This is a genomic window from Williamsia limnetica, assembly GCF_003217475.1.
In the GTDB taxonomy this organism is placed as follows: Bacteria; Actinomycetota; Actinomycetes; order Mycobacteriales; family Mycobacteriaceae; genus Williamsia; species Williamsia limnetica.
This window is the reverse complement of sequence record NZ_QJSP01000010.1, coordinates 146,307-169,928: the sequence shown is the minus strand read 5'-3', so window position 1 is coordinate 169,928 and position 23,622 is coordinate 146,307. Positions and strand designations below refer to the sequence as shown.

At 63.8% G+C, this 23,622-nt stretch carries 20 protein-coding genes and 1 riboswitch; of the genes, 8 read left to right on the top strand and 12 right to left on the bottom strand.

Annotated elements, in window-relative coordinates; genetic code table 11:
• The first annotated feature begins 103 nt into the window (after positions 1 to 103).
• The 4 genes from DFR67_RS17800 to DFR67_RS17785 are packed head-to-tail and all read left to right on the top strand — an operon-like array spanning position 104 to position 4,431.
• The gene (locus DFR67_RS17800; RefSeq protein WP_110470832.1) at positions 104 to 1,108 is read left to right on the top strand and encodes an alpha/beta hydrolase; all 1,005 of its coding nucleotides are present in this window, start codon (positions 104 to 106) and stop codon (positions 1,106 to 1,108) included.
• A gap of 16 nt (positions 1,109 to 1,124) precedes the next feature.
• The gene (locus DFR67_RS17795; RefSeq protein WP_110470831.1) at positions 1,125 to 1,997 is read left to right on the top strand and encodes an SDR family NAD(P)-dependent oxidoreductase; all 873 of its coding nucleotides are present in this window, start codon (positions 1,125 to 1,127) and stop codon (positions 1,995 to 1,997) included.
• A 2-nt stretch (positions 1,998 to 1,999) separates the two neighbouring features.
• A complete protein-coding gene (locus DFR67_RS17790) occupies positions 2,000 to 2,926 on the top strand; it encodes a ferritin-like domain-containing protein (protein ID WP_110470830.1) in 927 nt (308 codons plus the stop codon).
• Positions 2,923 to 4,431 (top strand): flavin-containing monooxygenase, encoded by a 1,509-nt coding sequence (locus DFR67_RS17785; protein ID WP_110470829.1) that lies wholly within the window; start codon positions 2,923 to 2,925, stop codon positions 4,429 to 4,431. The genes DFR67_RS17790 and DFR67_RS17785 overlap by 4 nt, the downstream gene beginning before the upstream one ends.
• Positions 4,432 to 4,577: 146 nt before the next feature.
• Here the strand turns inward: DFR67_RS17785 and DFR67_RS17780 are convergent, their stop codons facing one another.
• The 5 genes from DFR67_RS17780 to DFR67_RS17760 all read right to left on the bottom strand — a co-directional run bounded on the left by DFR67_RS17780 (position 4,578) and on the right by DFR67_RS17760 (position 10,782).
• On the bottom strand, positions 4,578 to 5,360 hold the full coding sequence (locus DFR67_RS17780; protein WP_110470937.1) for an ABC transporter ATP-binding protein: 783 nt from the start codon (positions 5,358 to 5,360) through the stop codon (positions 4,578 to 4,580).
• Between the two features lie 11 nt (positions 5,361 to 5,371).
• Positions 5,372 to 6,463: a FecCD family ABC transporter permease gene (locus DFR67_RS17775; protein ID WP_110470828.1), complete on the bottom strand. Its 1,092-nt coding sequence runs from the start codon at positions 6,461 to 6,463 to the stop codon at positions 5,372 to 5,374.
• 5 nt (positions 6,464 to 6,468) lie between these two features.
• Positions 6,469 to 7,455: an ABC transporter substrate-binding protein gene (locus tag DFR67_RS17770; protein ID WP_425451300.1), complete on the bottom strand. Its 987-nt coding sequence runs from the start codon at positions 7,453 to 7,455 to the stop codon at positions 6,469 to 6,471.
• A 169-nt stretch (positions 7,456 to 7,624) separates the two neighbouring features.
• A riboswitch (cobalamin riboswitch) is annotated at positions 7,625 to 7,738 on the bottom strand.
• Between the two features lie 64 nt (positions 7,739 to 7,802).
• Positions 7,803 to 9,095 carry a metal-dependent hydrolase family protein gene (locus DFR67_RS17765; protein WP_110470826.1) on the bottom strand — a complete coding sequence of 431 codons (1,293 nt, stop codon included), beginning with the start codon at positions 9,093 to 9,095 and terminating at the stop codon, positions 7,803 to 7,805.
• A 25-nt stretch (positions 9,096 to 9,120) separates the two neighbouring features.
• Positions 9,121 to 10,782, bottom strand: coding sequence for a bifunctional fumarylacetoacetate hydrolase/alpha/beta hydrolase family protein (locus tag DFR67_RS17760; RefSeq protein ID WP_110470825.1), 1,662 nt, complete (start codon positions 10,780 to 10,782; stop codon positions 9,121 to 9,123).
• A 175-nt stretch (positions 10,783 to 10,957) separates the two neighbouring features.
• Here DFR67_RS17760 and DFR67_RS17755 point away from each other — a divergent pair, with 175 nt between their 5' ends.
• Positions 10,958 to 11,632 carry a FadR/GntR family transcriptional regulator gene (locus DFR67_RS17755; RefSeq protein WP_110470936.1) on the top strand — a complete coding sequence of 225 codons (675 nt, stop codon included), beginning with the start codon at positions 10,958 to 10,960 and terminating at the stop codon, positions 11,630 to 11,632.
• 244 nt (positions 11,633 to 11,876) lie between these two features.
• On the opposite strand, the gene DFR67_RS17750 is transcribed toward DFR67_RS17755, so the two are convergent.
• Both DFR67_RS17750 and DFR67_RS17745 read right to left on the bottom strand, forming a co-directional pair.
• The gene (locus tag DFR67_RS17750; protein ID WP_110470824.1) at positions 11,877 to 12,698 is read right to left on the bottom strand and encodes an SDR family oxidoreductase; all 822 of its coding nucleotides are present in this window, start codon (positions 12,696 to 12,698) and stop codon (positions 11,877 to 11,879) included.
• 40 nt (positions 12,699 to 12,738) lie between these two features.
• Positions 12,739 to 13,737 (bottom strand): NADP-dependent oxidoreductase, encoded by a 999-nt coding sequence (locus DFR67_RS17745; protein ID WP_110470823.1) that lies wholly within the window; start codon positions 13,735 to 13,737, stop codon positions 12,739 to 12,741.
• A 176-nt stretch (positions 13,738 to 13,913) separates the two neighbouring features.
• Between DFR67_RS17745 and DFR67_RS17740 the strand changes: the two genes are divergently transcribed.
• From DFR67_RS17740 to DFR67_RS17730, 3 genes are all read left to right on the top strand, one after another.
• Positions 13,914 to 14,501 carry a TetR/AcrR family transcriptional regulator gene (locus DFR67_RS17740; protein WP_110470935.1) on the top strand — a complete coding sequence of 196 codons (588 nt, stop codon included), beginning with the start codon at positions 13,914 to 13,916 and terminating at the stop codon, positions 14,499 to 14,501.
• 46 nt (positions 14,502 to 14,547) lie between these two features.
• Entirely contained in the window at positions 14,548 to 15,789 is a 1,242-nt protein-coding gene (locus tag DFR67_RS17735) for a PucR family transcriptional regulator (RefSeq protein ID WP_245938016.1), read from the top strand.
• A 125-nt stretch (positions 15,790 to 15,914) separates the two neighbouring features.
• Positions 15,915 to 17,945: a fatty acid desaturase gene (locus DFR67_RS17730; RefSeq protein ID WP_110470821.1), complete on the top strand. Its 2,031-nt coding sequence runs from the start codon at positions 15,915 to 15,917 to the stop codon at positions 17,943 to 17,945.
• Between the two features lie 10 nt (positions 17,946 to 17,955).
• On the opposite strand, the gene DFR67_RS17725 is transcribed toward DFR67_RS17730, so the two are convergent.
• Genes DFR67_RS17725 through DFR67_RS17705 form a run of 5 tightly spaced genes read right to left on the bottom strand, consistent with a single transcriptional unit; the run spans position 17,956 to position 23,348 of the window.
• A complete protein-coding gene (locus DFR67_RS17725; protein ID WP_110470820.1) occupies positions 17,956 to 18,678 on the bottom strand; it encodes a sirohydrochlorin chelatase in 723 nt (240 codons plus the stop codon).
• The gene (locus DFR67_RS17720) at positions 18,675 to 19,985 is read right to left on the bottom strand and encodes a sulfate adenylyltransferase subunit 1 (RefSeq protein WP_245938015.1); all 1,311 of its coding nucleotides are present in this window, start codon (positions 19,983 to 19,985) and stop codon (positions 18,675 to 18,677) included. The genes DFR67_RS17725 and DFR67_RS17720 overlap by 4 nt, the downstream gene beginning before the upstream one ends.
• Positions 19,985 to 20,923 carry a sulfate adenylyltransferase subunit CysD gene (gene cysD, locus DFR67_RS17715; RefSeq protein WP_110470934.1) on the bottom strand — a complete coding sequence of 313 codons (939 nt, stop codon included), beginning with the start codon at positions 20,921 to 20,923 and terminating at the stop codon, positions 19,985 to 19,987. The genes DFR67_RS17720 and cysD overlap by 1 nt, the downstream gene beginning before the upstream one ends.
• On the bottom strand, positions 20,920 to 21,651 hold the full coding sequence (locus tag DFR67_RS17710) for a phosphoadenylyl-sulfate reductase (protein WP_110470818.1): 732 nt from the start codon (positions 21,649 to 21,651) through the stop codon (positions 20,920 to 20,922). The genes cysD and DFR67_RS17710 overlap by 4 nt, the downstream gene beginning before the upstream one ends.
• The gene (locus DFR67_RS17705) at positions 21,648 to 23,348 is read right to left on the bottom strand and encodes a nitrite/sulfite reductase (RefSeq protein WP_110470817.1); all 1,701 of its coding nucleotides are present in this window, start codon (positions 23,346 to 23,348) and stop codon (positions 21,648 to 21,650) included. The genes DFR67_RS17710 and DFR67_RS17705 overlap by 4 nt, the downstream gene beginning before the upstream one ends.
• Between the last annotated feature and the right edge of the window lie 274 nt (positions 23,349 to 23,622).

Here is a 23,622-nt window from a genome sequence, read left to right as displayed (position 1 = left end):
ATTCTTGGCGGGGCTGCTCCGGGGGGGATTCGAGCGTATCGGGTCTGTTACACGCATGACCGTACCATTGACAAATGGCACGGTTTGCGATGATGCTGTCGGTATGACATCGAGAGGCACCTCCGTGCCACTGCGGGGATCCTTACGTTCCCGGGGTGCGGCGCGGGTGACGGCGTCGACGCTGCGTCCCATCGCGTCCCGGCTTCCGTACGACAAGGGTGGCGTGCAGGTCGCACGAGTACTCGTTGAGGTGGCAATGCGTTTGTGCGGCAGCAGGTTGCGCGGAACAAAGGTCACAGCAGTCAGCGACGACGGTGTCGTCGGTGAGTGGGTCGACGCCACGAAACCCGGATTCCCGGAGCCGAATGTGGCGGGCGAGGCCACCGGAGTGGTGCTGTACCTGCACGGCAGCGCATATGCGATCTGTTCGGCGCGCACGCACCGTGGCCTGGCATCGCGACTTTCACGTGAAGCGGGTCTGCCGGTGTTCGTGGTCGAGTACCGACTCGCACCCGAGCATCCGTTTCCGTCTGCCGCAGACGACATCGAGCGGGCGTATCGATGGCTGCTGGAGCGCGGCTACGACCCCGGCAATATCGTCGTCGCGGGGGACTCCGCGGGCGGGCACCTCGCGCTGGACCTGGTCATCGACAACGCCCGGCGCTCGGTCCCTCAGCCTGCTGCCGTGGTGCTGTTTTCTCCCTTGATCGACTTGACGTTCGATTTGGCCGAGGGCCGCGAGCGCGTGCGGCGCGATCCAATGATCTCCGCTGCCGGCGCGCGGGCCCTCACCACGCTTTACACATCCGGACAGGAACCGAGTATCCCGCGCCTGCGACTGGCGGTGGACGCCGGAACGGTGCTGCCGCCCTTCCTGGTGCAGGCGGGCGGCGCCGAGATGCTGGTCGCGGACGCCGAGTATCTGCGTGACCTCGTCGAAGCCAACGCGGGTACATGCACGCTCGAGATCTGGCCCGACCAGATGCACGTCTTCCAGGCGCTTGATCGCGTATCTCCGGAGGCGGCGCCCGCGTTGCGGCGGGCGGCGCAGTTCATCCGCACCGAACTCGGTCTCACCGCAATCCCTTCCGGCCATTCAGTCCTCTAACAGAAATCGAGAAGTCATGTTCGGATTCCGATCGACCCCGCCGCCGTCGTACGGCGCCGATGCCGTGGTGACGGGCGCGGGAAGCGGTATCGGCCGCGCGTTTGCCATCGAGCTCGCCCGGCGAGGAGGCCGCGTTGTGTGCGCCGACATCTCACTTGAACGGGCGCAGGAAACCGTTCGCCTTCTTGCGGTCCGTGGCTACGCGGTGCAGTGCGACGTTGCCGATCGATCGCAGGTGGAGGATCTCGCCTTGTTCGCCGAACTCGAATTCGGTGGTGCCCCAACGGTGGTGATCAACAACGCCGGCGTCGGGATAGGCGGGCAGCCGGTGGGCAGCATCGGTTTCGACAACTGGAACTGGGCCTTGGGCATCAATTTGTGGGGAGTCATTCACGGTTGTGAAACGTTTGTTCCACAACTGCTCGCGGCCGGGCGCGGGGGCGTCATCAACGTCGCCTCTGCCGCGGGGTTCGCTGCTGCGCCGACCATGGGCCCTTACAACGTCGGCAAGGCCGGTGTCATGTCCCTCTCGGAAACGTTGGCGGCGGAGTTGTCGGGAACCGGTGTGCGCGTGAGCGTACTGTGCCCGACGTTCGTCAAGACCAACGTCGCGGTGGATGGTCGTATCGCCGCCAAGTCGTCCCAGCTCGCGCAGAACCTGATGCGGTGGACCGGGTTCTCGCCCGAACGCGTCGCCGTCGGCACGCTCGACGCCTTCGACAAAGGCCGCCTCTACGTCGTTCCGCAGCTTGATGCCAAAGCGATCTGGCTGGCCAAGCGACTCACCCCAGCACTCTATGCCCGCGGTGCCGGGCTGCTCAATCGACTGATGCCGGACGAGCCCGCGCCGCACAGTCAGCTCCAATCTGCTTCAACGACAGGAAAGTGACGATGACACAGAACTTCGATTTCGATGCCATGCTGGACAAGATCAAGGACCGGCAATGGGCCCTCGCCGACATCGACTGGGACGCACCGGGGGCGGAGTTGATCAGCCCCGAGTTGCACGCCAAACTCAAGCCATTCATGTCGGATCTGATGTGGATCGAGAATGTCGGTGCCCGCGGATTCGCAGCGATGGCGCGCAAGGCCCCGACCGAGACCCTCCGAGACATCTACCGCCACTTCCATGCCGAGGAACAAAAGCACGCCAACGCCGAACTAGCGCTGATGCGCCGGTGGGGAATGCTCGAAAACGACGAGATCCCTCAGCCGAACGTCAACGTCAAACTCATCATCGACTGGCTGGACAAGTACTCCGACCAAACCCCACTGGCCGTGCTCGGCACCGTCATTCCCATGCTCGAGGTGGCCCTCGACGGTGCGCTGGTGAAGTTCATCGTCGACGAGATCGACGACCCGGTCTGCCAAGAGGTGTTCAAGCGCATCAACGCCGATGAGTCCCGGCATCTCGCAGTGGATTTCGAGGTCATCGAGCTTCTCGGTCATGCGAAGATGCGTAAGATCATCGTCGAGACCGTCGGCGCCTGGATGCACCCGTCGCTGATCATCGGCACCCTGCGCTACATACCGCTCTTGAACAAGATGCGCGACAACATCGTTGCGATGGGTGTTGATGAGGAGCGTCTCTACACCGCAATGAAGCGGTTCAGGAAGGTCGGTGAGCGCACCCCGTTCCCCAATCGCCTTCCCATGTACCGCTTCATCAGCTGGCATGGATCAGTGGTGATCAACCGCGACCACCCGTACCACTACCTAGCCGATTCGATGGTCACCCTGACCGCCAAATACCCCAAACGCCTGCTCCGCGCCCAGCCCACCTGGTCGAAGGAACTGACCTACGAGCCCGTCGCATGAGCGGCCGCGAGGTGTTGTCCGTCGCCGTCATCGGCGGCGGGTTCGCCGGCGTTGGTGCGGCAATCAGGCTGAAGCAGCGCGGCATCGCAGACATCGCCATCCTCGAGCGTGGCACGCGCCCAGGGGGGACGTGGCGCGACAACACCTATCCCGGTGCAGCGTGCGACATCCCATCGCGGCTGTACTCGTACAGCTTTGCGCCAAATCCGGACTGGTCGCACACCTACTCGGGCAGCGAAGAGATCCTCGCCTACGTCGATTCGATGATCGAGAAGTTCGAGCTGGGTCAGTATTTCCGGTTCGAACACAACGTTGCCGATGTGACCTGGGACGAGGACTCGTCGCTGTGGGAAGTCACCGTCGACGACCGCGACCCGGTCTTCGCTCGAGCCGTCGTCATGGCGTCGGGTCCCCTTGCCAACGTGAGCCTCCCGAAGATCCGTGGTATCGAATCTTACGAGGGCGAGAAGATCCACAGCGCCCGATGGAATCATGACTACGATTTCGCGGGCAAAAAGGTTGCCGTCGTGGGCACTGGGGCGAGCGGCGTACAAATCGTGCCGGAGCTGGTGCGTGTGGCGGATTCGGTGAAGGTCTTTCAACGCACGCCCGGGTGGGTTCTCCCGCGCACCAACCTGAGCACACGGCCGCTGACCCGCGAGGTGTATCGGCGTCTGCCGTTCACGCAGTCGCTGGCCCGCAAAGCCTGGTTCTGGGGCCACGAATCCGTCGCCTTGGGCGTGGTGTGGAAGTCGCCGCTGACCCGCGTGGTGGAAGGGGTGTCCAAGCTGCACCTGCGCGCTCAGGTGCGCGATCCGTGGATGCGCCGTCAGCTCACACCCGAGTTCCGGGCCGGATGCAAGCGGTTGCTGATGACCAGTCAGTACTACCCGGCCTTGCAGAAGGACAACTGCACTCTGGTGACCTGGCCGATAGCCAGTATGTCTCCGAAGGGGATTCGCACGGTCGAGGGGATCGAGCACCAGTTCGACGCCATCGTTTTCGCGACGGGGTTCGACGTATCCAAGGCGGGCACACCGATTCCGATCACCGGCCGCGGCGGCCGAGTCCTCGCGCAGGAATGGAGCAAAGGCGCTTACGCCTACAAGTCCGTTGCCGTCTCGGGATATCCGAACATGTACTTCACCTTCGGTCCGAACTCTGGCCCGGGCCACAGCTCAGCGCTGGTGTACATGGAAGCGCAGATCGATTACATCGTCGATGCCATCGCCACCGCAGTGAACCAGAACTTCGTCCTCGACGTGCGCGCGGACGTGCAGGCGCAGTACAACGAGGACCTGCAGCGACGGTTGACCAAGACCACGTGGAACTCGGGCTGCTCGAGCTGGTACCTCACCGAAGACGGCTTCAACGCCACCATGTACCCCGGCTTCGCGACGCAGTACGTCAAACAGCTCGACACGGTTGTCTTACCGGACTATTCGGTGACGCCCGCGAACACCGCCGCCGGCGTGGGTGGTGCTGTTCTGGTCGGGACCAACTGACATCGACAACGACGATCGTCCCAGAGAACGTCCACCGCCGCCGACCCGGGCGAAGGCGGGGGCGCCCTGCGAGTTCTCGAGTTCGCACATGGCACTTCCCGATGGCGAAATCCAAAGAACATGCTTTTCTCTGCGGCGGTGGAATGTCAGGCGTTGGCGAGTCCGCGAATATCGAGGGTTCGTCGACCCTGCTTTTCCGTGATGACGTGTGCGTTGACACCGAAGACCGCCGCGAGCAGGTCGGGCTGCAAGACGGTCTCCGGGGTGCCGACCGCGACCAGCAGACCATCGTCCAGGACTGCCATCTGGTCGCTGTAGGTCGTCGCCATGCTCAGGTCGTGCAAGGTGACCAAGATTGCGGTTCCTTGCTCGGCGAGTTCTCGCAGGAGCCCCAGAATGGTGAGTTGGTGACGAAGGTCGAGGTGATTGGTCGGTTCGTCGAGGAGCAACACCCGCGGTTGTTGGGCCAGCGCCCGGGCGATGGAAACCCTCTGTCTTTCACCGCCGGAGAGTTCGAGGAGGTCCCGATCCGCCAGTTCGGTGAGGCCCACCTTGCTCAGGACCTCGGTGACCACTGCGCGGTCCTGGGCGTCGAAGGCTTGGTGCCACCGCCGGTGTGGGGTGCGGCCGAGCTGTACTGATTCGCGGACTGTGAGGCCGCCGAGCGAGGCCGGTTCTTGAACGCCGACTCCGATGGCGCGGGCGAGATCTCGCCGGTGCAGGGTGCTGATGTCGTCGTCGCCCAATGTGATCACACCGGCGTGGACGCTGAGTGCTCGGTAGCAGGTGCGCAGCAGCGTTGTCTTGCCACTGCCGTTGGGACCGACGAGCGCGAGTACCTGCCCCGGGGCGACCTGTAGGTCGACGCCGCGCAGAACGGTCCGCGGGCCCAGTCGTGCATGCACCGCGTGGGCACGGAGCCGGTTCACCGGGGTTTTCCCTACCGGTGCCACAGCATCACCAGAAACAGCGGGGCACCGATCAGGCCGGTGACCACACCTACAGGTAGCTCGGTGGAGTTGCTGACTGCACGGGCGATGATGTCGGCGACAACGAGCGCGACGGCGCCGGACACGGCAGCCACCGGGATCAATCGGGAGGAGTTTCGGCCTACCAAGTAGCCGGCGATGTGGGGTATCAGCAATCCGATGAACCCGATGGTGCCCGAGACCGCGACAGCTGCCGCCGTCAGCAACGACACGGCGAGCAAGGTCAGGATGCGAAATCGCTGCACATTCATTCCGAGGGCAGCGGCACCGTCGTCGCCGACGTGAAGCAGGTTGAGTTGGCGACTGCACGCCAGGACACCACTGCCGACGATGAACAGGACAGCTGCCGGAATGGCGAGCATCGTCCAAGTTGCGTCACCGAAACCACCTGCAAGCCAGCGCATCACGGTCCCGATCTGGTGGTCGTTTCCCAGGACGAGCAGGGTGAAGGTGATGAGTGCGGAAAAGACCATCGACATGGCCACCCCCACCAAGACGATCGCGGTCACCGCCTGGGTTCGGACGCTGATCGCAATGGCACCCGCCAACGGGAGCAGGGCGCCCAGGAACGCCGCGGTTGGCAGAGTGAAGACGCCCAGAGCGCCGCCGCCGACCCCGAGTACAGTCACCAACACCACCCCGAATCCCGCACCCGAGGACACCCCGAGCAGAAACGGGTCGGCCAAGGGGTTTCGGGTCACCGCCTGTGCGACTGCGCCCGCGATGGCCAGTGCGGCACCCACCACGGCTGCGGTCAGCGCCCGGGGCAGCCGTGAGTCGATGACGATGGCGTCTCGGGCTTCGGTCCACCAAGGTTCGAAAGAGCCGGGGGTGACGTGGTGGACGATGATGGCCCATACATCTCCGAAGGGGATGTTGACCGTGCCCACTGATACCGCGCCAGCGACGGCCAATGCCAACCCGCCCAGCAAGGGCGCCAAGATGACCCACAGCGGCAGGCGTTCTCGGGCCTTGACCTGAGTCGTGTCTGGCTCAGGGGTGGTATCTGCGCGTGTACCGGTGGCGGAGGTTGTGACACTCATCGGCGTTATCCGGCGGTGTTGAACGCGTCGCGGTGCAGCCCGCGAGCGATGGTTTCCACTGACGTTGCCAGGCGGGAGCTTTCGAAGAAGTCGTCGAGTGGCACGACGACTATCCGGTTGTTGCGGATCGCGGGAGTGGTGGCCATGATCGGTTGGTTTTTGAGGTAGGCGATCTTGTCGTCGGCGTTGGTGTCGCCGTAGTCGAGAACGACGATGGCCTCCGGGGCGCGTTCGCCGATCACTTCCCAACTGGTGGTGAAGTACGGCTTCGGCCCTTCGGGGGTGATGTTCTGTGCGCGAGCGTAATCACCGATGAGGTTCCCGATTCCGACGCCACCTACAGTGAGGGGCTGGTCTTCGCCGGAGTCGTAGAAGAACGTTCGCGTGGGTTCTACGCCAGCGGCATCAAGGCGTTCGCTGACCGCATCGAGTCGATCGGTGATCGACGTCGTCAGCTTGTCTGCGGCATCCGGTACGCCGAGGATGTCGCCGAGCTGGGTGAAGTCGGTGCGCAGCACGCCGATGTCGGAGAAACCTGCGGTGCAATATTCGGAAAACAGGAAGGTCTGAATACCGTTCTCTTCGAGTCGATCTCGGCCCAGGCCGTTCTTGTCGTCGAACGCGCTGCGCATACCGCCCACAACAAGGTCCGGAGCGAGGTCGCGGATTTGTTCAAAGGACGGGTATTCCGCAGCCAACGACGGAATTGCGTTGAACTGTTCTGCGACCTCGGGTAGCGGGTTGTCTTTCTCCCCATAGCCCATGCCGACGATCCGATCGCCCACCCCCATCTGGATCAATGTTTCGGTGACGTGATCGTTCATCGTCACGATCCGTCGGGGCGGGGCGTCGAAGGATGTCGGCCGATCACAATTGGTGATCGACACCGGCTCGGTGAACGTCGCGACCGTCGTGCCGCTCAGAGTGGTGCCGTCCCCGCGGGAGCAGCCGGTCAGCGCGACAACGGAGGCGGTTGACAGCGCGACGAGCATGAGCGTGCGTCGGCGATATGTGGTGGTGATCGACATCGAACCTCGAGATCCAGCTCAGGTGGCACACCAGTCGATCCCAGCACGACAGGGCAACCCCGGCGCGTGTGCGGACGTCAGGGGTCACCAGCTGCCTCACTGGACTCCCACTCGCAAACCACGACGACATAACGGAGTCACAAGCCCCCATGTGGGCGATCGGGCTCGCCGTCCGATGACGGCCTACCGTTGCGGGACAGCGCCGGATTTCGACCGGCTTCCCCCACCATGGGTGCTAGCGATGCGAACTCACTATCGCACCGGCCAATGCAGGGATGGACGGCAGGGTGCTCGGCGGCATCGAAGAGGTCTCAGGCAGGGACAGGGGTTCCGCGGTGGGTCTCTTTCAGTTCGCTGGGGCGGGCTTCGGTGCCGTCGCCTGGATCCTTGTGGAAGTTACCGTCTTTCATGATTCCGACGATGCGGGCGCGGTCCTGCAGAATGGTGATGTCCTCGAGTGGATCGCCGTCGATGAGGATGAGGTCGGCGAGGTATCCGGCTTTGACCCTGCCGAGTTGGTCGGGCATGCGCATGATGTCGCCGCCGAGGGCTGTTGCGGCCAGAAGAGCTTCCTTCGGGGTGTAGCCGAGGAGTTCGACGAAGTGCTGCAGATCGCGGGCGTAGGTGCCGTGCGGGGTCCAAGCGAACCCGTAGTCGCCCCCGGGTAGCACGCGGATGCCACGTTCTTTCATCTTCTTCAGACCTACGATCGCGCAGTCGAGTTCGTGTTTGTAGCCTGCGGCTTCGGCGGCTTCGGGTGGATAACCGAACGCTGCGGCGTCGTTGAGGGTGGCGACGAGCCAGTTCAGTCCGGGTGCGACGAAGACCTCGTCCTTCTTGGCTTCGAGCATGTCGAGGCCTTCGTCGTCGATGAAGGAGGCGTGGTATATGATGTCGACGCCGTTGCGCAGAGACATCTTCACCGATTCGCCGGAGCGTGCGTGCGAGCAGACCCGCAGGCCTCGCCGGTGTGCTTCGGTGGTGGCCGCGAGGGTTTCTTCGTCGGAAAAGTAGTTGTCTTCGGCGTGCTGGTTACCGGTGATCTCTTCGCCGGACATGCTCAGTTTGACCAGGTCCGCTCCCATCTCGACGTTGCGTCGCACCTGCTTTCGCATTTCTTCGGGCCCGTCTGCGAACGCGGTGATGCCATCGACCAGTGCACCGCCGGTGACTGCGATCTCTTGGCAATTGGCCAGGTAGCGCGGCCCCGGGATCTGTCCGTCGTTGATGGCGTTGCGAATGACGACGTCCAGGCGCGGTTTGGCGGCAGCAGCGCCGACGCACATGGTGTAGCCGTAGTCGATGTAGGTCTGCGCCGAGCGGGCACACAGGAGTGTGTGTTCTTCGACGCCCATGGTTCCGAGACCGGGAAGGTCGGCAGAGTTGACCCACGAGAAATGGGTATGGGCGTCGCACAGTCCCGACATGAGGAACTTACCTTGGCCGTCGATGACGCGAACGCCATCGCGGGGCAGGTCGCCGGACTTGGGGCGGACGTCGGCAATTGTGTTGCCGGTGACCAGAACTTCACCCTCGAAGGGGTCAGCGCCGGAGGAATCGAAAATGCGGACGTTGGTGAAGAGGACGGACTGTTCAGACGACATCTGTCGTCTCCTTTCGGGAAGGCGATCAGGGCTTGGTGAGGAATTCGGTCAGCAGACGGGTCACGGCGTCGGGGTCTTCGAGGCTGTGCCAGTGTCCGACCCCCTCGAGCACCTGCAGCTGCGCGTGGGGATAGATCGACAGCAGGTTGTCGTTGGTGGCGACCGGGCTGACCTTGTCCTCGTCGCCGGTGATCAGCAGGACCGGGGCGTTGATGGACGCGAAGTCGGGTTCTACGGCAGCAGCGAGTGCCTCGCAGGCACTGGCGTAGCCGTCCGGGTTCTGGCCCAGTAGTAACTCGCGAACTGCTGCCACGCTCAACGGCCGATCGCTCTTGGTCTTCTCCGACAGGGCCGCGGCGACGATGGTGTCGGCGACAGCGGACATACCGTCGGCCCGCACTGTCCGTGCCCGAGCTCGGGTGGCGGTTTTGGCTTGGTCGGGTTGCTGGCGAACTGCTCCGAGCAGTGCGAGCTTGCTGACCCGGGCGGGATGACGCTCAGCGAAGGTGGTGGCCACCAGCGTGCCCATGGAGTGCGCCACGAGTGCGGCTTGGTCGATGCCTTCGGCATCGAGCAGCGCCAGCAGTTCGCGGACCCAGCCGTCGATGCTGTTCGGGCCGGTGAACGGCGAGCGCCCATGACCCGAGAGGTCGTAACGCAGTACCCGATGCGTCTCCGCGAGGGCTTTGACCTGAGGCTCGTAGATGGTGGTCGCGCCGCCGAGTCCGTGGATGAGGACAGCGACCGGTCCTTCACCGCTGTGCTCGGTGAACAGTCGGTGTGCGCCGGCTCGGGTGAGGTGGTCGCGGTCGGCGGGTTCGCCGATCACGTTGCGCAGGACGCCGAGACCGGTGGCAGAAACGGTGACCTCGTCGCCGACCTTCAAGTACTGCGGGGGATCGAAACCGATGCCGACGCCGACCGGGGTTCCGGTGGCGATCACGTCTCCGGGTTCAAGGGTGATTCCGGCCGAAAGCGTTTCGATGATCGTGGGCACGTCGAAGATCAGCTGGGCGGTGCTGGCGTTCTGCCGCTGCTCGCCGTTGACGTGAGTCTGCAGCTGCAGATCGGTGATGTCGACTTCGTCGGCGCTGACCGCCCACGGGCCAAGCGGGCAGAAGGTGTCGAGTGACTTTCCGATGAACCACTGTTTGTGGTCGCGCTGCAGATCGCGGGCGGTCATGTCGTTGATCAGGGTGTAACCCCAGACGTGGTCGAGGGCGTCGGCCTTGCTGACCTTCGACGCACGTTTGCCGATGATGACACCGATCTCACCCTCGTAGTCCAGAGCCGAGGTGATGTCGGTGTGCGGGTCGATCGCATCGCCGGAGGCGATGACGGTTGCAGCGGGCTTGGTGAACACCACCGGATGGTCGGGGACGTGCTGGCCGTCAGCCGAACCGGTGGCATCGAAACCGCTCTTGGCGAACTCGGCGGCATGCTCTGAATAGTTGCGACCCACGCAGAACACATTGCGATGCGGAACGATCGGGGCGAGGAGCTTGCCGCATTCAGCGGTGTTGGCAACGGTCAGTCGCTCGGACGCGTTCGGGCCGCCGGCGATCACCGACTGCAGGTCCCGGACCTGTTCGCCAGTGTCGGCGAAACTGATGGCGCGAGCTGCACCCTCCTCATCTACCGCACACAGACGTGCACCGTCCGAGCCTTGAATTCGTGCAAAACGCACCGCTACCTCCCAGGGATAACCAATGTGGACCAAACTGTTCGCTTGGTACTTATTGGTCAGAATAGGTCTCGATGGTGTGATCGTCAACACGCGGAATCGCCTCGCTTTACTGTCGCGCCAGCAACGATCCAGGCTATATTGGTTCAAATTGGTCTCCGGAGAGGTGGTTTTTGTCGTGACGCTCACTGTTGGCCCCGTGGCAACCGCCCGGCGCCATCTTGAATCGGTGATCGGTGACGGAGGGTTTGCGCCCGGCGACAAGCTGCCCACCGAGCGTGAACTCGCTGCGAGTGCCGGGGTCAGCCGTGCGGTGATCCGCACCGCGCTCGATGAACTCGCCGACGCCGGCATCGTGGTTCGCCATGTCGGCCGCGGGACCTTCTTGGCCCCGCAGGCCACTTCCGAAGTCTCGCCGGGTACCGGCTTCCCCAGTCCGGCGGAGATCATGACGTCCCGGCTCGTTCTCGAACCCGAGATTCTGCCGGTGACCGTGTCGGCGGCAACCCAGCAAGACATCGACGAGATGCACCGCTGCCTGCGAGGCGGCGACGAGGCCAGGGCCTCGGAAGACTTCGAGCGCTGGGATACGCTGCTACATCACAGTTTTGCGCTCGCCACCCACAATGCGGTACTCATCAACCTCAGCCAGCTGCTGATCGACAGTCGTAACCAACCAGTATGGGGAGGACTCAAGCGCCGCACGTTCAGTGCCGAGCGGCGCCAATGTTATTGCGACGAACACAAAGCGATTGTCACCGCGATCGAAGACCGAGATCCCGATGCTGCCCGCGAAGCCATGCGGACGCACCTGAGACACGTGCGCACAACACTTCTCGGTGACCACACCTGAGGGTCTGGACGGCGAACGGAGGCACAGGCTCTCGGACGATCCATGGGACACCACGTTCGCCAGTGAGTAGTCTGCCGCTGCTACTTCGTCGCAGACACGAGTTTACGTCGCCACGCGATGAGTGCGGGCACGATTGTGATCACGTTGGCGCCGCTGCGGAGACCGCGAGCATCACTGCAGCCGCCTATGGCTCCTGTCGAAGCTGTTGCTGGTCAGGATTTATCTTTCTTTGGTAGAGCGGTGCTCAGCTGGTGGTGGCTGTCGCCAAGATCCGGTCTGTGAGGGCAGTGGGTGTGACGCCGACCAAGGCCTTTTGTGCTCGGCTGGCGGTGTCGAGTAAGTAGCGTCGTTTGGGTCGTCGTGCGGTGAGTGCGTGTTCGACCGCTGTGGCGACACGTCGGGGGTCGGCGGCGAGCTTTTGCATGCGTCCGAGTAGCTTTCGGCTGCCGGCCAGATGCGGTGCGTAGAGGTCGCGGATGTTCTCGGTGAGCCCGGCGGCCATGGCGTCGTGCGCGTCGAGCATGCCGCCCCACATGTCGGTGGCGATGGGTCCGGGTTCGATGAGTGAGACCGGTATCTTCCATGGCCGCAACTCCATCCGAAGGGCGTCGGCGAGTGACTCGATGGCGTACTTTGATGCGCTGTAGGCGCCGGTGCCCGGGGTGGTGATCAGTCCGCTGACCGAGGACATGAACACCATTCGCCCGCCGCCGGCCCGCAACGCGGGCAGGACTGTTTGCGTGACGGCGATCTGGGAGACGACGTTGACTTCGAGTTGGGTGGACAGCTGGTCGATGGAGAGTCCTTCGACCGGTCCGCTGACGATGATGCCCGCATTGTTCACCACACCGTGCAGCTCTGTCGGCAGATGCTGGGGGAGTGCGGCAATGGCGGCCTTGTCGGTGATGTCGAGAGGTATTCCGATGACGTTCGGTATCTGCTCGAGTCGGGCGAGCGCCAACTCGGAGCGGGCGGTGGCGTAGACCGTCCACCCGGCGGCGCTCAGGCGTTCGGTGATGGCCAGGCCGATGCCTCGGCCGGCTCCTGTGACGAGAACTGATGGCATGATGGCTCTTTCGTTGATGGATCGTAGTTGGCTGGAGAACTCACTGGTGGGTGATGACGACTTTCCCGGCCTTTGTCTTGCCGGCTTCGACGTAGGCGAGTGCTTCGACGGTCTGCTCGAACGCGAATGTCGAGTCGATCACGGGTCGCAGGTGGCCGGTATCGTAGAGCGCGGCCAGCTCACGTAGTTGCTCGCCGTTCGATCGCATGAAGAAGAACGAGTACCGGACCCCACGTTTCTTCGCGGCGGCCCGGACTTTGCGACTGAGCAGGGACAGCACGAGCTTGAAGGGTGCGGGGGCGCCGAGTTGGGTGGCAAATCCGGCGTCGGGTGGGCCGGTCACCCCGAGGGCCAGGCCGCCGGGGGCGAGGACAGTGAGAGTTTTCATGAGGTTGTCGCCGCCGACGGCGTCGATCGCGAGGTCGTAGCCGGAGAGCTCGTCGGCGAAGTCAGTGGTGCGATAGTCGATGACGAGGTCGGCACCCAAACTTTTGACCAGTGCGAGCGAGCTGGTGCCGGCGGTGGTGGCCACGTGGGCGCCGAGGTGTTTGGCGAGTTGGATGACTGTTGATCCCAGGCCGCCGGCGCCGGCGTGAACGAGGACTTTCTGACCCGGTGTGATGTGGGCGGTGTCGACGAGCATTTGCCAGGCGGCCAGCGCGACGAGGGGGATGGCGGCAGCTTCTTCGAACGACAGCGTTGTGGGCTTGAGGGCCACGTCGGCGTGGTCGATGGCGATGTACTCGGCGAACGTCCCGATCCGTAGGTCGCGCGGGCGGGCATAGATCTCGTCGCCGATCGCGAAATCTGTGACCTCGCTGCCGATGTCGGTGACGACACCGGCGACGTCGTGTCCCAGGGTCAGAGGCATCGAATACTTCAGTAGTTGTTTGAACTCGCCGCCGCGGACCAGCGTGTCGAGTGGGTTGACGCTGGCTGCCATGACTTTGACGTAGACATCGCGTGGTCCGAGGGTGGGGGTGGGTACCTCGGCGGCGTGCAGGGGGCCGTTGTAGGAATCGATGATGAACGCTTTCATCAGAGTCTTCTTTCTTGCCGGTCGACCGGTCATGGTGCGGAAGACGCTGTTTGCGCCCCAGGTGGTAGACAGATCTGTGTACTGACCACCGTAGGGCAAGGGACACCAAATGTAAACAGATCTGTGTACAGTTGGTGGAGTATGTGACGGACGAGTTGATGGATCGGTGGATTTCGATGGCTGAGGCAACGCGCGTCGACAGCTCTCGCCAGGGTGGGCGGGGGGCACGGGACAGAATTCTTGCAAGCGCGGCCGAGCTGTTCTACGTGGAGGGGATCAACGCCACGGGCGTGGATCTGATCGCTTCCCACGCGCAGGTGTCGAAAAGGACTTTGTACAAGTACTTTCCGAGTAAGACCGAGTTGGTGGAGCAGTACCTGGCTTTTGTCCGCGCGATGGTGACCGACCCCCGCGAGGCCGACGCAGACGGGCCTCGGGAACGTTTGATGGTGCTGTTCGAGGTTCCGCAGCCAGGGGAGGGTCGCATGCGCGGTTGCCCGTTTCACAACGCGGCTGTGGAAGCCGCCGCGGTGATGCCCGAGGTCGCGAACTTCGTCCACCTGCAGAAGCAGGCATTCGCCGGCGCGATCATCGAAGTGTGCCGCGACTACGGCGCCGCGGACCCAGAGCTTCTGGGACAGCAGATCGCGCTGCTCTACGAAGGCGCCGCAGCGCTTTCGACATCACTCGACGACCCACAGCCATGGGCCCTCGCGCGAAGGACCGTTGAGAAGCTGCTCGACGACGCACGTACCAGCTCTTAGGGAGCGGCGTGCACGGATGGCCTCAGGCAGTGGCTACTGTCCGGGTGTGGATCTACATCAGCCGGACCGCGACGACATCGATGTGAAAGCTGTGGCCACCCAGCTTCTCGGGCAGGTCTCTGATCTTGCCGATGAGATGTTGCGCTACCTGGTCACGCGGATTCCGGAGACCGTCGAGGATGATGAACTGCGCGGTTTGACTCTGGGATCGTGCTCGTCGAACATCGAGTCGGTGCTGTCGATGGTCCGTCACGGCATCGACGTCGCGGCGGCGGAGGCACCGGTCACCGCACTCGAACACGCCCGGGCGATGGCGTCGCGGGGATACAGCGTTGATGTGATGTTGCGTTTCTACAGGTTGGGCCACGAATTCTTCACAGAAAAGCTGTCGGAGGCGGTGCCCTTGTGGATTGAGGATCCGTCGATTGCGCTGCGTACCTTTGTGGAACTCGAAGCCTTCGGATTTCGCTACATCGATCTCATATCCAGCGCTGTCGCCGACGAGTATGTTGCCGAGCTGGACCGCAGGCAGCATCAGGAGCGGGTGGAGCGCGCCGATCTGGTCCGGGCACTGGTCGCCGGCGAACGAATCAATCAAGGGCGTGCCGAACGGGTACTGCGGCACCGACTGACCGGCGTGCAGGTCGGTTTCGTGTGCTGGTCCGGCGATCGCGGTGTGGACCTGGAGAAGGTGGCGAGGCGAGTCGCCTCGGCGCTCGGCGCAGAGACTGCGCTTGTCATGCAGGATGGTCCGCTCGCCGTTCAAGGTTGGGTGGCGGTTGCGAGTGGGGCAGCGGCAGGAGCGCCATCGCTTCCGGCGGACGCGATCGGCTCGTCCGCCCATGTGGCTATCGGCTCTGCACATTCCGGAGTGCCGGGTTTTCGGACTTCGCACCACGAAGCTCTGCGTGCGCGGCGGGTTGTCGAACTGTCCGGACGTGCGGCCCCGTCGCTGACCCGATTCCCCGATGTCGCCCTGGTCGATCTGTTGAGTCGCGACGTGGAGGCCGCGAAAGCGTTCGTGCAGAGCGAACTCGGCGAACTGGCGCGGGACGATACTCGGCAACGCGACGAACGGACTGCGCTGCTGGCGGTCCTCGACGCCCAGGGCAGCCTGATGTCCGCAGCGCGCACGATCGACGTCCACCGCAACACCGTGCTGCAGCGGGTTCGTCGAGCTGAGCAGCGAAGAGGTCTGTCCGCGTCGGCGAGGGTTGCTGAACTCCACGCCGCGCTGCGACTGTGCGAGGTGCTGGGAGCCTCGGTGCTGTCGGACCGCGTGGAGTAGATCTGACCAGCCGGAACAAGCTTGTGTGCGCTCCGCACATCGGGTAGGGCTGTACGGCCTTGTTGCGGGGATCCGGCTTTTCATAGCCTCGGGACAACCTGTTCTCGACCACCGGAGGCCTCAGCGTGTCGACTACGACTGATCGATTGTCATCCTCGGATTTCGATTCCGGCCTCGCGCTCCCGGATCCCGGCGAACGTGTGCCGACTCTGTCGTGGCCGATTGTCGGTATCTTCGTGGTCTCTCTGGCGATCTTCGGCACCGCGACGTGGGCTGCCCTCATCGGCGCCCTGCCCGCTGTGATCACCATCGCCGCGAGCGCTGTCGCGATCTTCATGATGTTCACCGTGTTGCACGACGCGTCGCACTACTCGATCAGTTCGCACCGATGGGTCAACGCTGCCTTCGGCCGTGTCGCGATGATCCTGGTGTCACCGTTGATCTCGTTCCCGTCGTTTGCGTTCATCCACATCGAGCATCATCGAAACACCAACGACCATGAATCAGACCCTGATCATTTTGTCAGTGCTGCGAGTTACTGGCAGTTGCCCTTTCGCTTCCCGGTGATGGATATCCCGTACCTGGCCTGCTTGTTCCGCAACAGGCGACGACGCCCACGCAGCGAAGTCGTGGAAACCGTAATTCTCCTGATCGCCACAACTTTTCTGATCACCGCAGCAGGTGTCGCCGGTCATCTGTGGACGCTCGCAATCGTTTACCTGATTCCTTCGCGCGTGGCCATGTTCGTTCTCGCATGGTGGTTTGATTGGCTACCGCACCACGACCTCGACGACACGCCTGCCGACAACCGCTATCGCACCACCCGCAACAGGGTGGGTTCGGAGTGGATCTTGACACCGCTGCTGCTGTCCCAGAACTACCACCTGGTCCATCATCTACATCCCTCCATTCCCTTCTACCGATATGTCGCGGCCTGGAGACGCAACGAGGATGCGTACCTCGAACGCGGCGTTGCGATCGGGACTGTGCTCGGCCAGCAACTCGACCCGGGGGAGTACCGGGAATGGAAGCGTCTCAACGGTAAACGTGCCGCGTTGCTTCCGGTTCACCTGGTTCCCGCCACGAGTCGACCACGTGCGGGCACATTCGCTCTGGTGGTGCAGCAGGTAACTCCGCTCACGCCCGACAGTGTCAAGATCACGTTCGACGTCCCTGAGGATCTGGCCGATGTGTTCCGATTCGAAGCAGGCCAACACCTCACCGTCTTCCACGACGTGGCAGGGCGCCGGATCCGTCGCAACTACTCGATCTGTGCTCCGGCCGGATCCGGCGACATCGCAATCGGCATCAGGAAGGTGGCAGGGGGTCAGTTCTCTACTTTCGCCGTTGAGACGCTGAGAGCCGGCGATGTACTGGAGGTCGCACCCCCGTCCGGAAAGTTCGGTGCAACTGCGGATTCCGCCGCAATCCGTGACCATGTTGCCGTTGCCGCGGGCAGCGGTATAACACCGATCATGTCCATCATCGGAACCACGCTGGACATCGAGCCCGGCAGCCGATTCACGCTCTTTTACGGCAACCGAACCCGAGAATCGACGATGTTCGCTGCAGAACTCGATGAACTCGAAGCTCGGTATGACGGCAGGTTGCGCGTTGTACACATCCGCTCAGCAGATCCGGGACATCCTGCTGTTCTGAGCGGTCGGATCGACGCGGTGTTGATCACGCGGCTTCTGCGTCGGGAGGTGACATCGATAGATCAGTGGTACCTCTGTGGCCCCACGGAACTCAGTGTGGATGTGCGTTCGGCGCTCATTGCTGCCGGTGTGCCTGTCGAGCGAGTTCATCTCGAACTGTTCCGCGGCACAGAGCGTCCCTCTCGGGCCGATGACCACGTCGAATCGGAAGTAAACGTGACACTGTCTGGAATGGAGCATCAGCTGACTGTGCGCAGAGGCGAATCCGTCCTCGAAGCCGCGCTGGCGAACAATGTCGATGCGCCCTATAGCTGTCTCGGCGGGGCGTGCGGGACCTGCAAGGCCAAAGTCACGTCGGGCGCAGTGCGTATGGAGCAGAACCTTGCACTCAGTCCGGCCGAGGTCGACCAAGGCCTCGTACTGACCTGCCAGTCATACCCCACCACCCCTGCGATGGCCGTCGAGTACGGCAGGAGCCAGACCCGACGCGACCGCTGACCCAAGCGGGTCAGACCACCGCGTGAACAGCGGCGCGATAGCGATCGCAGACGACGTCGACCAGCAGCGGGTGCGCACCGAGTGGGCCGGCGATCTGTGCGCCGGGGGCGAGTGCGTCGACGGCGGCGTCGACACGTTCGGTCAACAGGCCGGCGGACAGGAAGTAAGGGCTGACGACGATGCGCCGGGCACCTCCGCGGTGCAGTCGGCGTATGGCTGCGCGCAGGTTGTTGTTGTCCTCGCCAAGTCTGGTGGCGAACACCGTCTGTACGAGCGGGTTACCTAGTGCTGCAGCGAGTTCGGCTGAACGCCGGTGCACGGCCCCGTCGGCCGCGTCGTCACTGGATCCCACAGCGGTCACGAGGACTCCGTCGGTGGGTCGCACCCCGACCTCGTCGAGTCGGTCGGCCAGAGCAGTGACCAGTCGTGGGTCGCCCCCCAGTGTCGGCAGCTGTCGGACGTCGATCGCAGGATTGTCTGCACACGCCTGCTCGACGAGCGCGGGCAGGTCGACCTTGCTGTGGAACGCAGCCGACAGCAGCAGGGGAGCCACCATGACGTCGCCTGCGCACTCGGCGAGCACCTGCTGCACCGTCGGGGTGTTCAGGTCGAGATAAGCCAGGCGCACGTCCACACCGACGAGTTGCTTGCCGACCCCGTGCGCGATGCGCTCGATGGTCGCAGCGAACCGTGGATCACGGCTCCCGTGAGCGGCGAGAACGAGTGTTGTCACACAAGTTCTTTCAGGTGCAACGACGACAGCGCATCGCCCACCAGGCCGGCGCCGAGCGTGTTGCCGCCCTGCGGATCGATCAGCAGGAAGCTACCGGTCTCGCGATTGGTGTTGTAATCGTCGGCGCTGACCGGCTGCGCGGTCTGGACCGAGATGCGGCCGATCTGATTGAGCTCCAACGTGTCCGGCGCATCGCGCAGCACCAGTTCCTGCTCGTCGAACAGCACTTCGAGTCCGCCGACAATCGCTTGCGTCGTGCGGGCGCCGTGCTTGAGCAGCAGACGCGCACCCGGTCGCAGCGGCTTGTCGCCGAGCCAGCAGACGGTGGCACTGAACTGTGAGATCGGTTCGGGCGCGTCAGCGACCGCGGCGATCACGTCACCGCGGGAGACGTCGACGTCGTCGGCGAGAACCACGGTGACGCTGCGGCCGGTGTGCGCCGACTGCAGAGAGCCGTCCGCGGTGTCGATGCGCTCGACTGTGGTGTGCGTACCCGAAGGGAGCACCACGACCTCGTCACCCACCGTGATTCGTCCGGCAGCGACCTGGCCCGCGTATCCGCGGTAGTCCGGATACTCGGCGGTACGGGGACGGATGACGTACTGGACGGGGAAGCGGAAGCCCACCGGCTTGCGATCTTCGCTGGACGGAACAGATTCCAGGTGCTCGATGAGGGTGGGTCCATCGTAGAACGGGGTGTTCTCGGAGCGGATCGCCACGTTGTCCCCATGGAGCGCGGAGACCGGGATGGACACGACGCGATCTGCGCTCCATCCGAGCGAGGTGGTCATGTCGGTGAACTCGGTACGGATCTCGCCGAACACCTTCTCGGGATCATCGACGAGGTCGATCTTGTTGACCGCGAGCACCAGCCGCGGGACGCCGAGCAACGCCATGACCGCGGCATGGCGACGGGTCTGCGAGATGACGCCCTTACGCGCGTCGACGAGCAGGATCACCAGGCCGGCTGTGGACGCGCCGGAGACGGTGTTGCGGGTGTACTGCACGTGTCCCGGGGTGTCGGCGAGCACGAAAGACCTTGTCGGCGTTGCGAAATACCGGTACGCGACGTCGATGGTGATGCCCTGTTCGCGTTCTGCGCGCAGGCCGTCGACCAACAGCGACAGGTCCGGTTGGTCGAGCCCGCGGTCGACGGATGCGCGGGTGACCGCGTCGATCTGGTCGGCGAGTACCGATTTGGTGTCGTAGAGCAGCCGACCCACCAGGGTGGACTTGCCGTCGTCGACGCTGCCCGCGGTAGCGAGGCGCAGCAGATCCGGAGCATGCATTTCAGAGGCGTTTGTCATCAGAAATAGCCTTCGCGTTTGCGGTCTTCCATGGCAGCCTCGGACACCCGGTCGTCGCCGCGGGTGGCACCGCGCTCGGTCAGTCGGGATGCGGCGACCTCGGCCAGGACCATCTCGTTGTCGGTGGCGTCGGACAGCACGGCTCCGGTGGTTGATCCGTCGCCCACGGTGCGGTACCGAACCGACAGGGTCTTCAGCTCTTCACCTTCGGCGGGACCGCCCCAGGGCCCGGGGGTCATCCACATGCCGTCGCGCGAGTAGACGGGCCGCTCGTGGGCGTAGTAGATGGACGGCAGGAGCACCTGCTCGCGGGCGATGTACCGCCACACATCGAGTTCGGTCCAGTTCGACAGGGGGAAGACACGGACATGCTCGCCGGGGGCGTGCTTGCCGTTGTACAGATTCCACAGTTCGGGGCGCTGGCGCTTGGGATCCCACTGGCCGAATGCATTACGCAAGGAGAAAATCCGTTCCTTTGCGCGAGAGCGTTCCTCGTCGCGACGCGCACCACCGAAGACCGCGTCGAAGCGGTTCTCGGTGATCCCGTCGAGAAGAGGCACGGTCTGCAACGGATTGCGGATGCCGTCGGGACGTTCCGACAAACGCCCGTCGGCCAGGTAGTCCTCGACCTTCGCGACATGTAGGCGTAGGTTGTGGCGCTCGACGACGGCGTCGCGGAACTCCAGCACCTCGGGCAGGTTGTGTCCGGTGTCGACGTGCAGCAAGGCGAAGGGCAGTGGCGCGGGCCAGAAAGCCTTCAGCGCCACATGCAGCAGCACGGTGGAGTCCTTACCGCCCGAGAAGAGGATCACGGGGCGCTCGAACTCGCCCGCGACTTCGCGGAAGATGTGGATTGCCTCGGACTCGAGTGCGTCCAGGGTGGTGAACTCGTCGTCTGTGCCCACCGGCAGCAGTTCGGTGCTCTGTTCAATGGTCATGAGGCGTGCAACCCGCATTCTGTTTTGGCCAGTCCGGCCCAACGGCCGCTTCGAGGATCGGCGCCTTCCACCGGCTTGCTGGTGCACGGCGCGCAGCCGATGGAGGGGTAACCCTCATCGACGAGGGGATTGACCAGGACACCGTTGGCGTCGATGTATTCCTGGAACTGCTCGTCGGACCACGCCGCGAGCGGGTTGATCTTCACCAATCCGAACGCGTCGTCGAAGGAGATCAGCGGTGCATTGGCACGGGTGGGCGACTCCACCCGGCGAATCCCGCTGACCCACGCCTGGTAGCCGGACAGTTCACGCTTGAGCGGAACCACCTTCCGCAGGCGGCAGCATTCACCGGGGTTGGTGGCGAAGAGATTTCGGCCGACAGTGGCATCCTGTTGCGCGACACTCTGTTCGGCTTTCGCGTTGACGATCTCCACGCCGTAGACATGTTCGACTGCGTCGCGCGTCCCGAGGGTTTCGGCGAAGTGATACCCCGTGTCGAGGAACAGCACCTTGAGCTTGTTCCCACCGAGTTGCTCGGAGTCGATGGCCGCGGCCGCGACATCGACGAGCACGGCGTCCTGCATGTTCGACGCGACGATGAAGTCGCTGCCGAACGTGTCGGCGGTCCAGCGCAGCAGATCCTGTGCCGAGGCGTCCGGCCCGAGTAGGGCCGCACCCTGTTCGGCAAGGTCGCGCAATTTCGCCTCATCGCGAATCGCTGTACTCATCGCAAATCCTCCTCGTCGGCGCGAACCGCCCACTGGGCAAACCGTTCGCCTTCGTTGCGTTCCTTGATGAAGTTGCGGACCACGCGGTCCATGTAATCGCCTATTTCGCCCGAGAGCACCTTGTGCTGGCGCAACTTTCGGCCGAATGCCGAGTCTTGCCCGAGGCTGCCACCGAGGTGCACCTGGAACCCGTCGACGGTGTTGCCGTCGCCGTCCTCGACCAACATGCCCTTGAAGCCGATGTCGGCGATCTGTGCGCGGGCGCATGAGTTGGGGCAGCCGTTGATGTTCACGGTGATCGGCACGTCGAGCTGTTCGTTGACGTCCGCGAGTCGCTTCTCGAGTTCGGGCACGAGCACCTGCGACCGCTTGCGGGTCTCTGTGAACGAGAGCTTGCAGAACTCGATACCCGAGCACGCCATGAGGTTCCGGCGCCACGGTGAGGGCCGGGCCTCGAGGCCGTGCGGGGTGATCTCCTCGATGAGCTGCTCGACCTTGTCGTCGGGAACGTCGAGGACAACCAGCTTCTGGTACGGAGTGAAGCGGATCCGGTTGGAGCCTGCACGCTCGGCGGCATCGGCCACCGCAGTCAGCTTCGTCCCCGACACACGGCCGGCGATGGCCGCGAATCCGACCGAGTTCAGTCCGCTCTTGAGCTTCTGGACACCGATGTGGTCACGCGGCGCGGTCAGCGGGATCGGCGCCGGTCCGTCGACCAGCTTGCGGCCGAGGTACTCGTCTTCGAGGACCTGACGGAACTTCTCGATGCCCCAGTCCTTGATCAGGAACTTCAGCCGGGCCTTGGTGCGCAGCCGGCGGTAACCGTAGTCGCGGAAGACCGATACGACGGCCTCCCACACGTCGGGAACCTCGTCGAGGGGGATCCACGCGCCGACCCGCTGGGCCAGCATCGGGTTGGTCGAGAGTCCGCCGCCGACCCAAAGATCCAGTCCCGGACCGTGTTCGGGGTGGTTGACACCGATGAAGGCGACGTCGTTGATCTCGTGCGCGACGTCCTGCAGCCCCGAGATGGCGGTCTTGAACTTGCGGGGGAGGTTCGAGTACTTCGGATCGCCGATGTACCGGCGGACGATCTCGTCGATCGCGGGCGTGGGGTCGAGGACCTCGTCGGTGGCTTCTCCGGCCAGCGGTGAACCCAGGATGATGCGGGGGCAGTCGCCGCACGCCTCGGTGGTCTTGAGCCCAACAGCCTCGAGACGTTCGAAGATCTCGGGGACGTTCTCGATGTTGATCCAGTGGTACTGGACGTTCTCGCGGTCGGAGAGATCAGCGGTGTCGCGGGCGAACTCGGTCGACAGCTGCCCGACGGTGCGAAGCTGTTCGGTGCTCAGAGCGCCGCCGTCGCAGCGAACCCGCATCATGAAGTGCCGGGCCTCGAGGATGTCGATGTTGTCGTCGCCGGTCCAGGTGCCGTCGTACCCTTCGGCCCGCTGGGTGTAGAGCCCCCACCAGCGCATGCGGCCGCGCAGGTCGCCCTTGTCGATCGAATCGAAACCCTGCTTGGAGTAGATGTTCTCGATGCGGGCCCGCACGTTGAGCGGATTGTCGTCTTTCTTGGCCTGCTCGTTGGGGTTGAGCGGCTCACGGTATCCGAGAGCCCACTGGCCTTCTGCGCGCCGTTTCGCGGGTCGTGCGCGCTTTGCCGGTTTCCCGGGGGCGTCGGCAGTCGACGTCATGGATGCTCCTGTCTGGCGGACCCGGGGCAGCCGCGAACAAATGCCGATGGCATCCGGAGTCCTGCAAATGGTTTTAAGGGGAGGGCAGTAGTCGCACGTGTTCAGACCTGCGCGAACCCGGGCTGCGGGTCGCTACGGAACGTGCTGACTAGTTATGACACAGCGCGCTGCATGCACGCTTGAGATCAATGTGCCGCCGCATCGCGAGCCACACCCCTTGAGAAGTCACGTCGCCCATAGTGCCACGGCCTCCCTCGATGCGTCTACTTGAGCT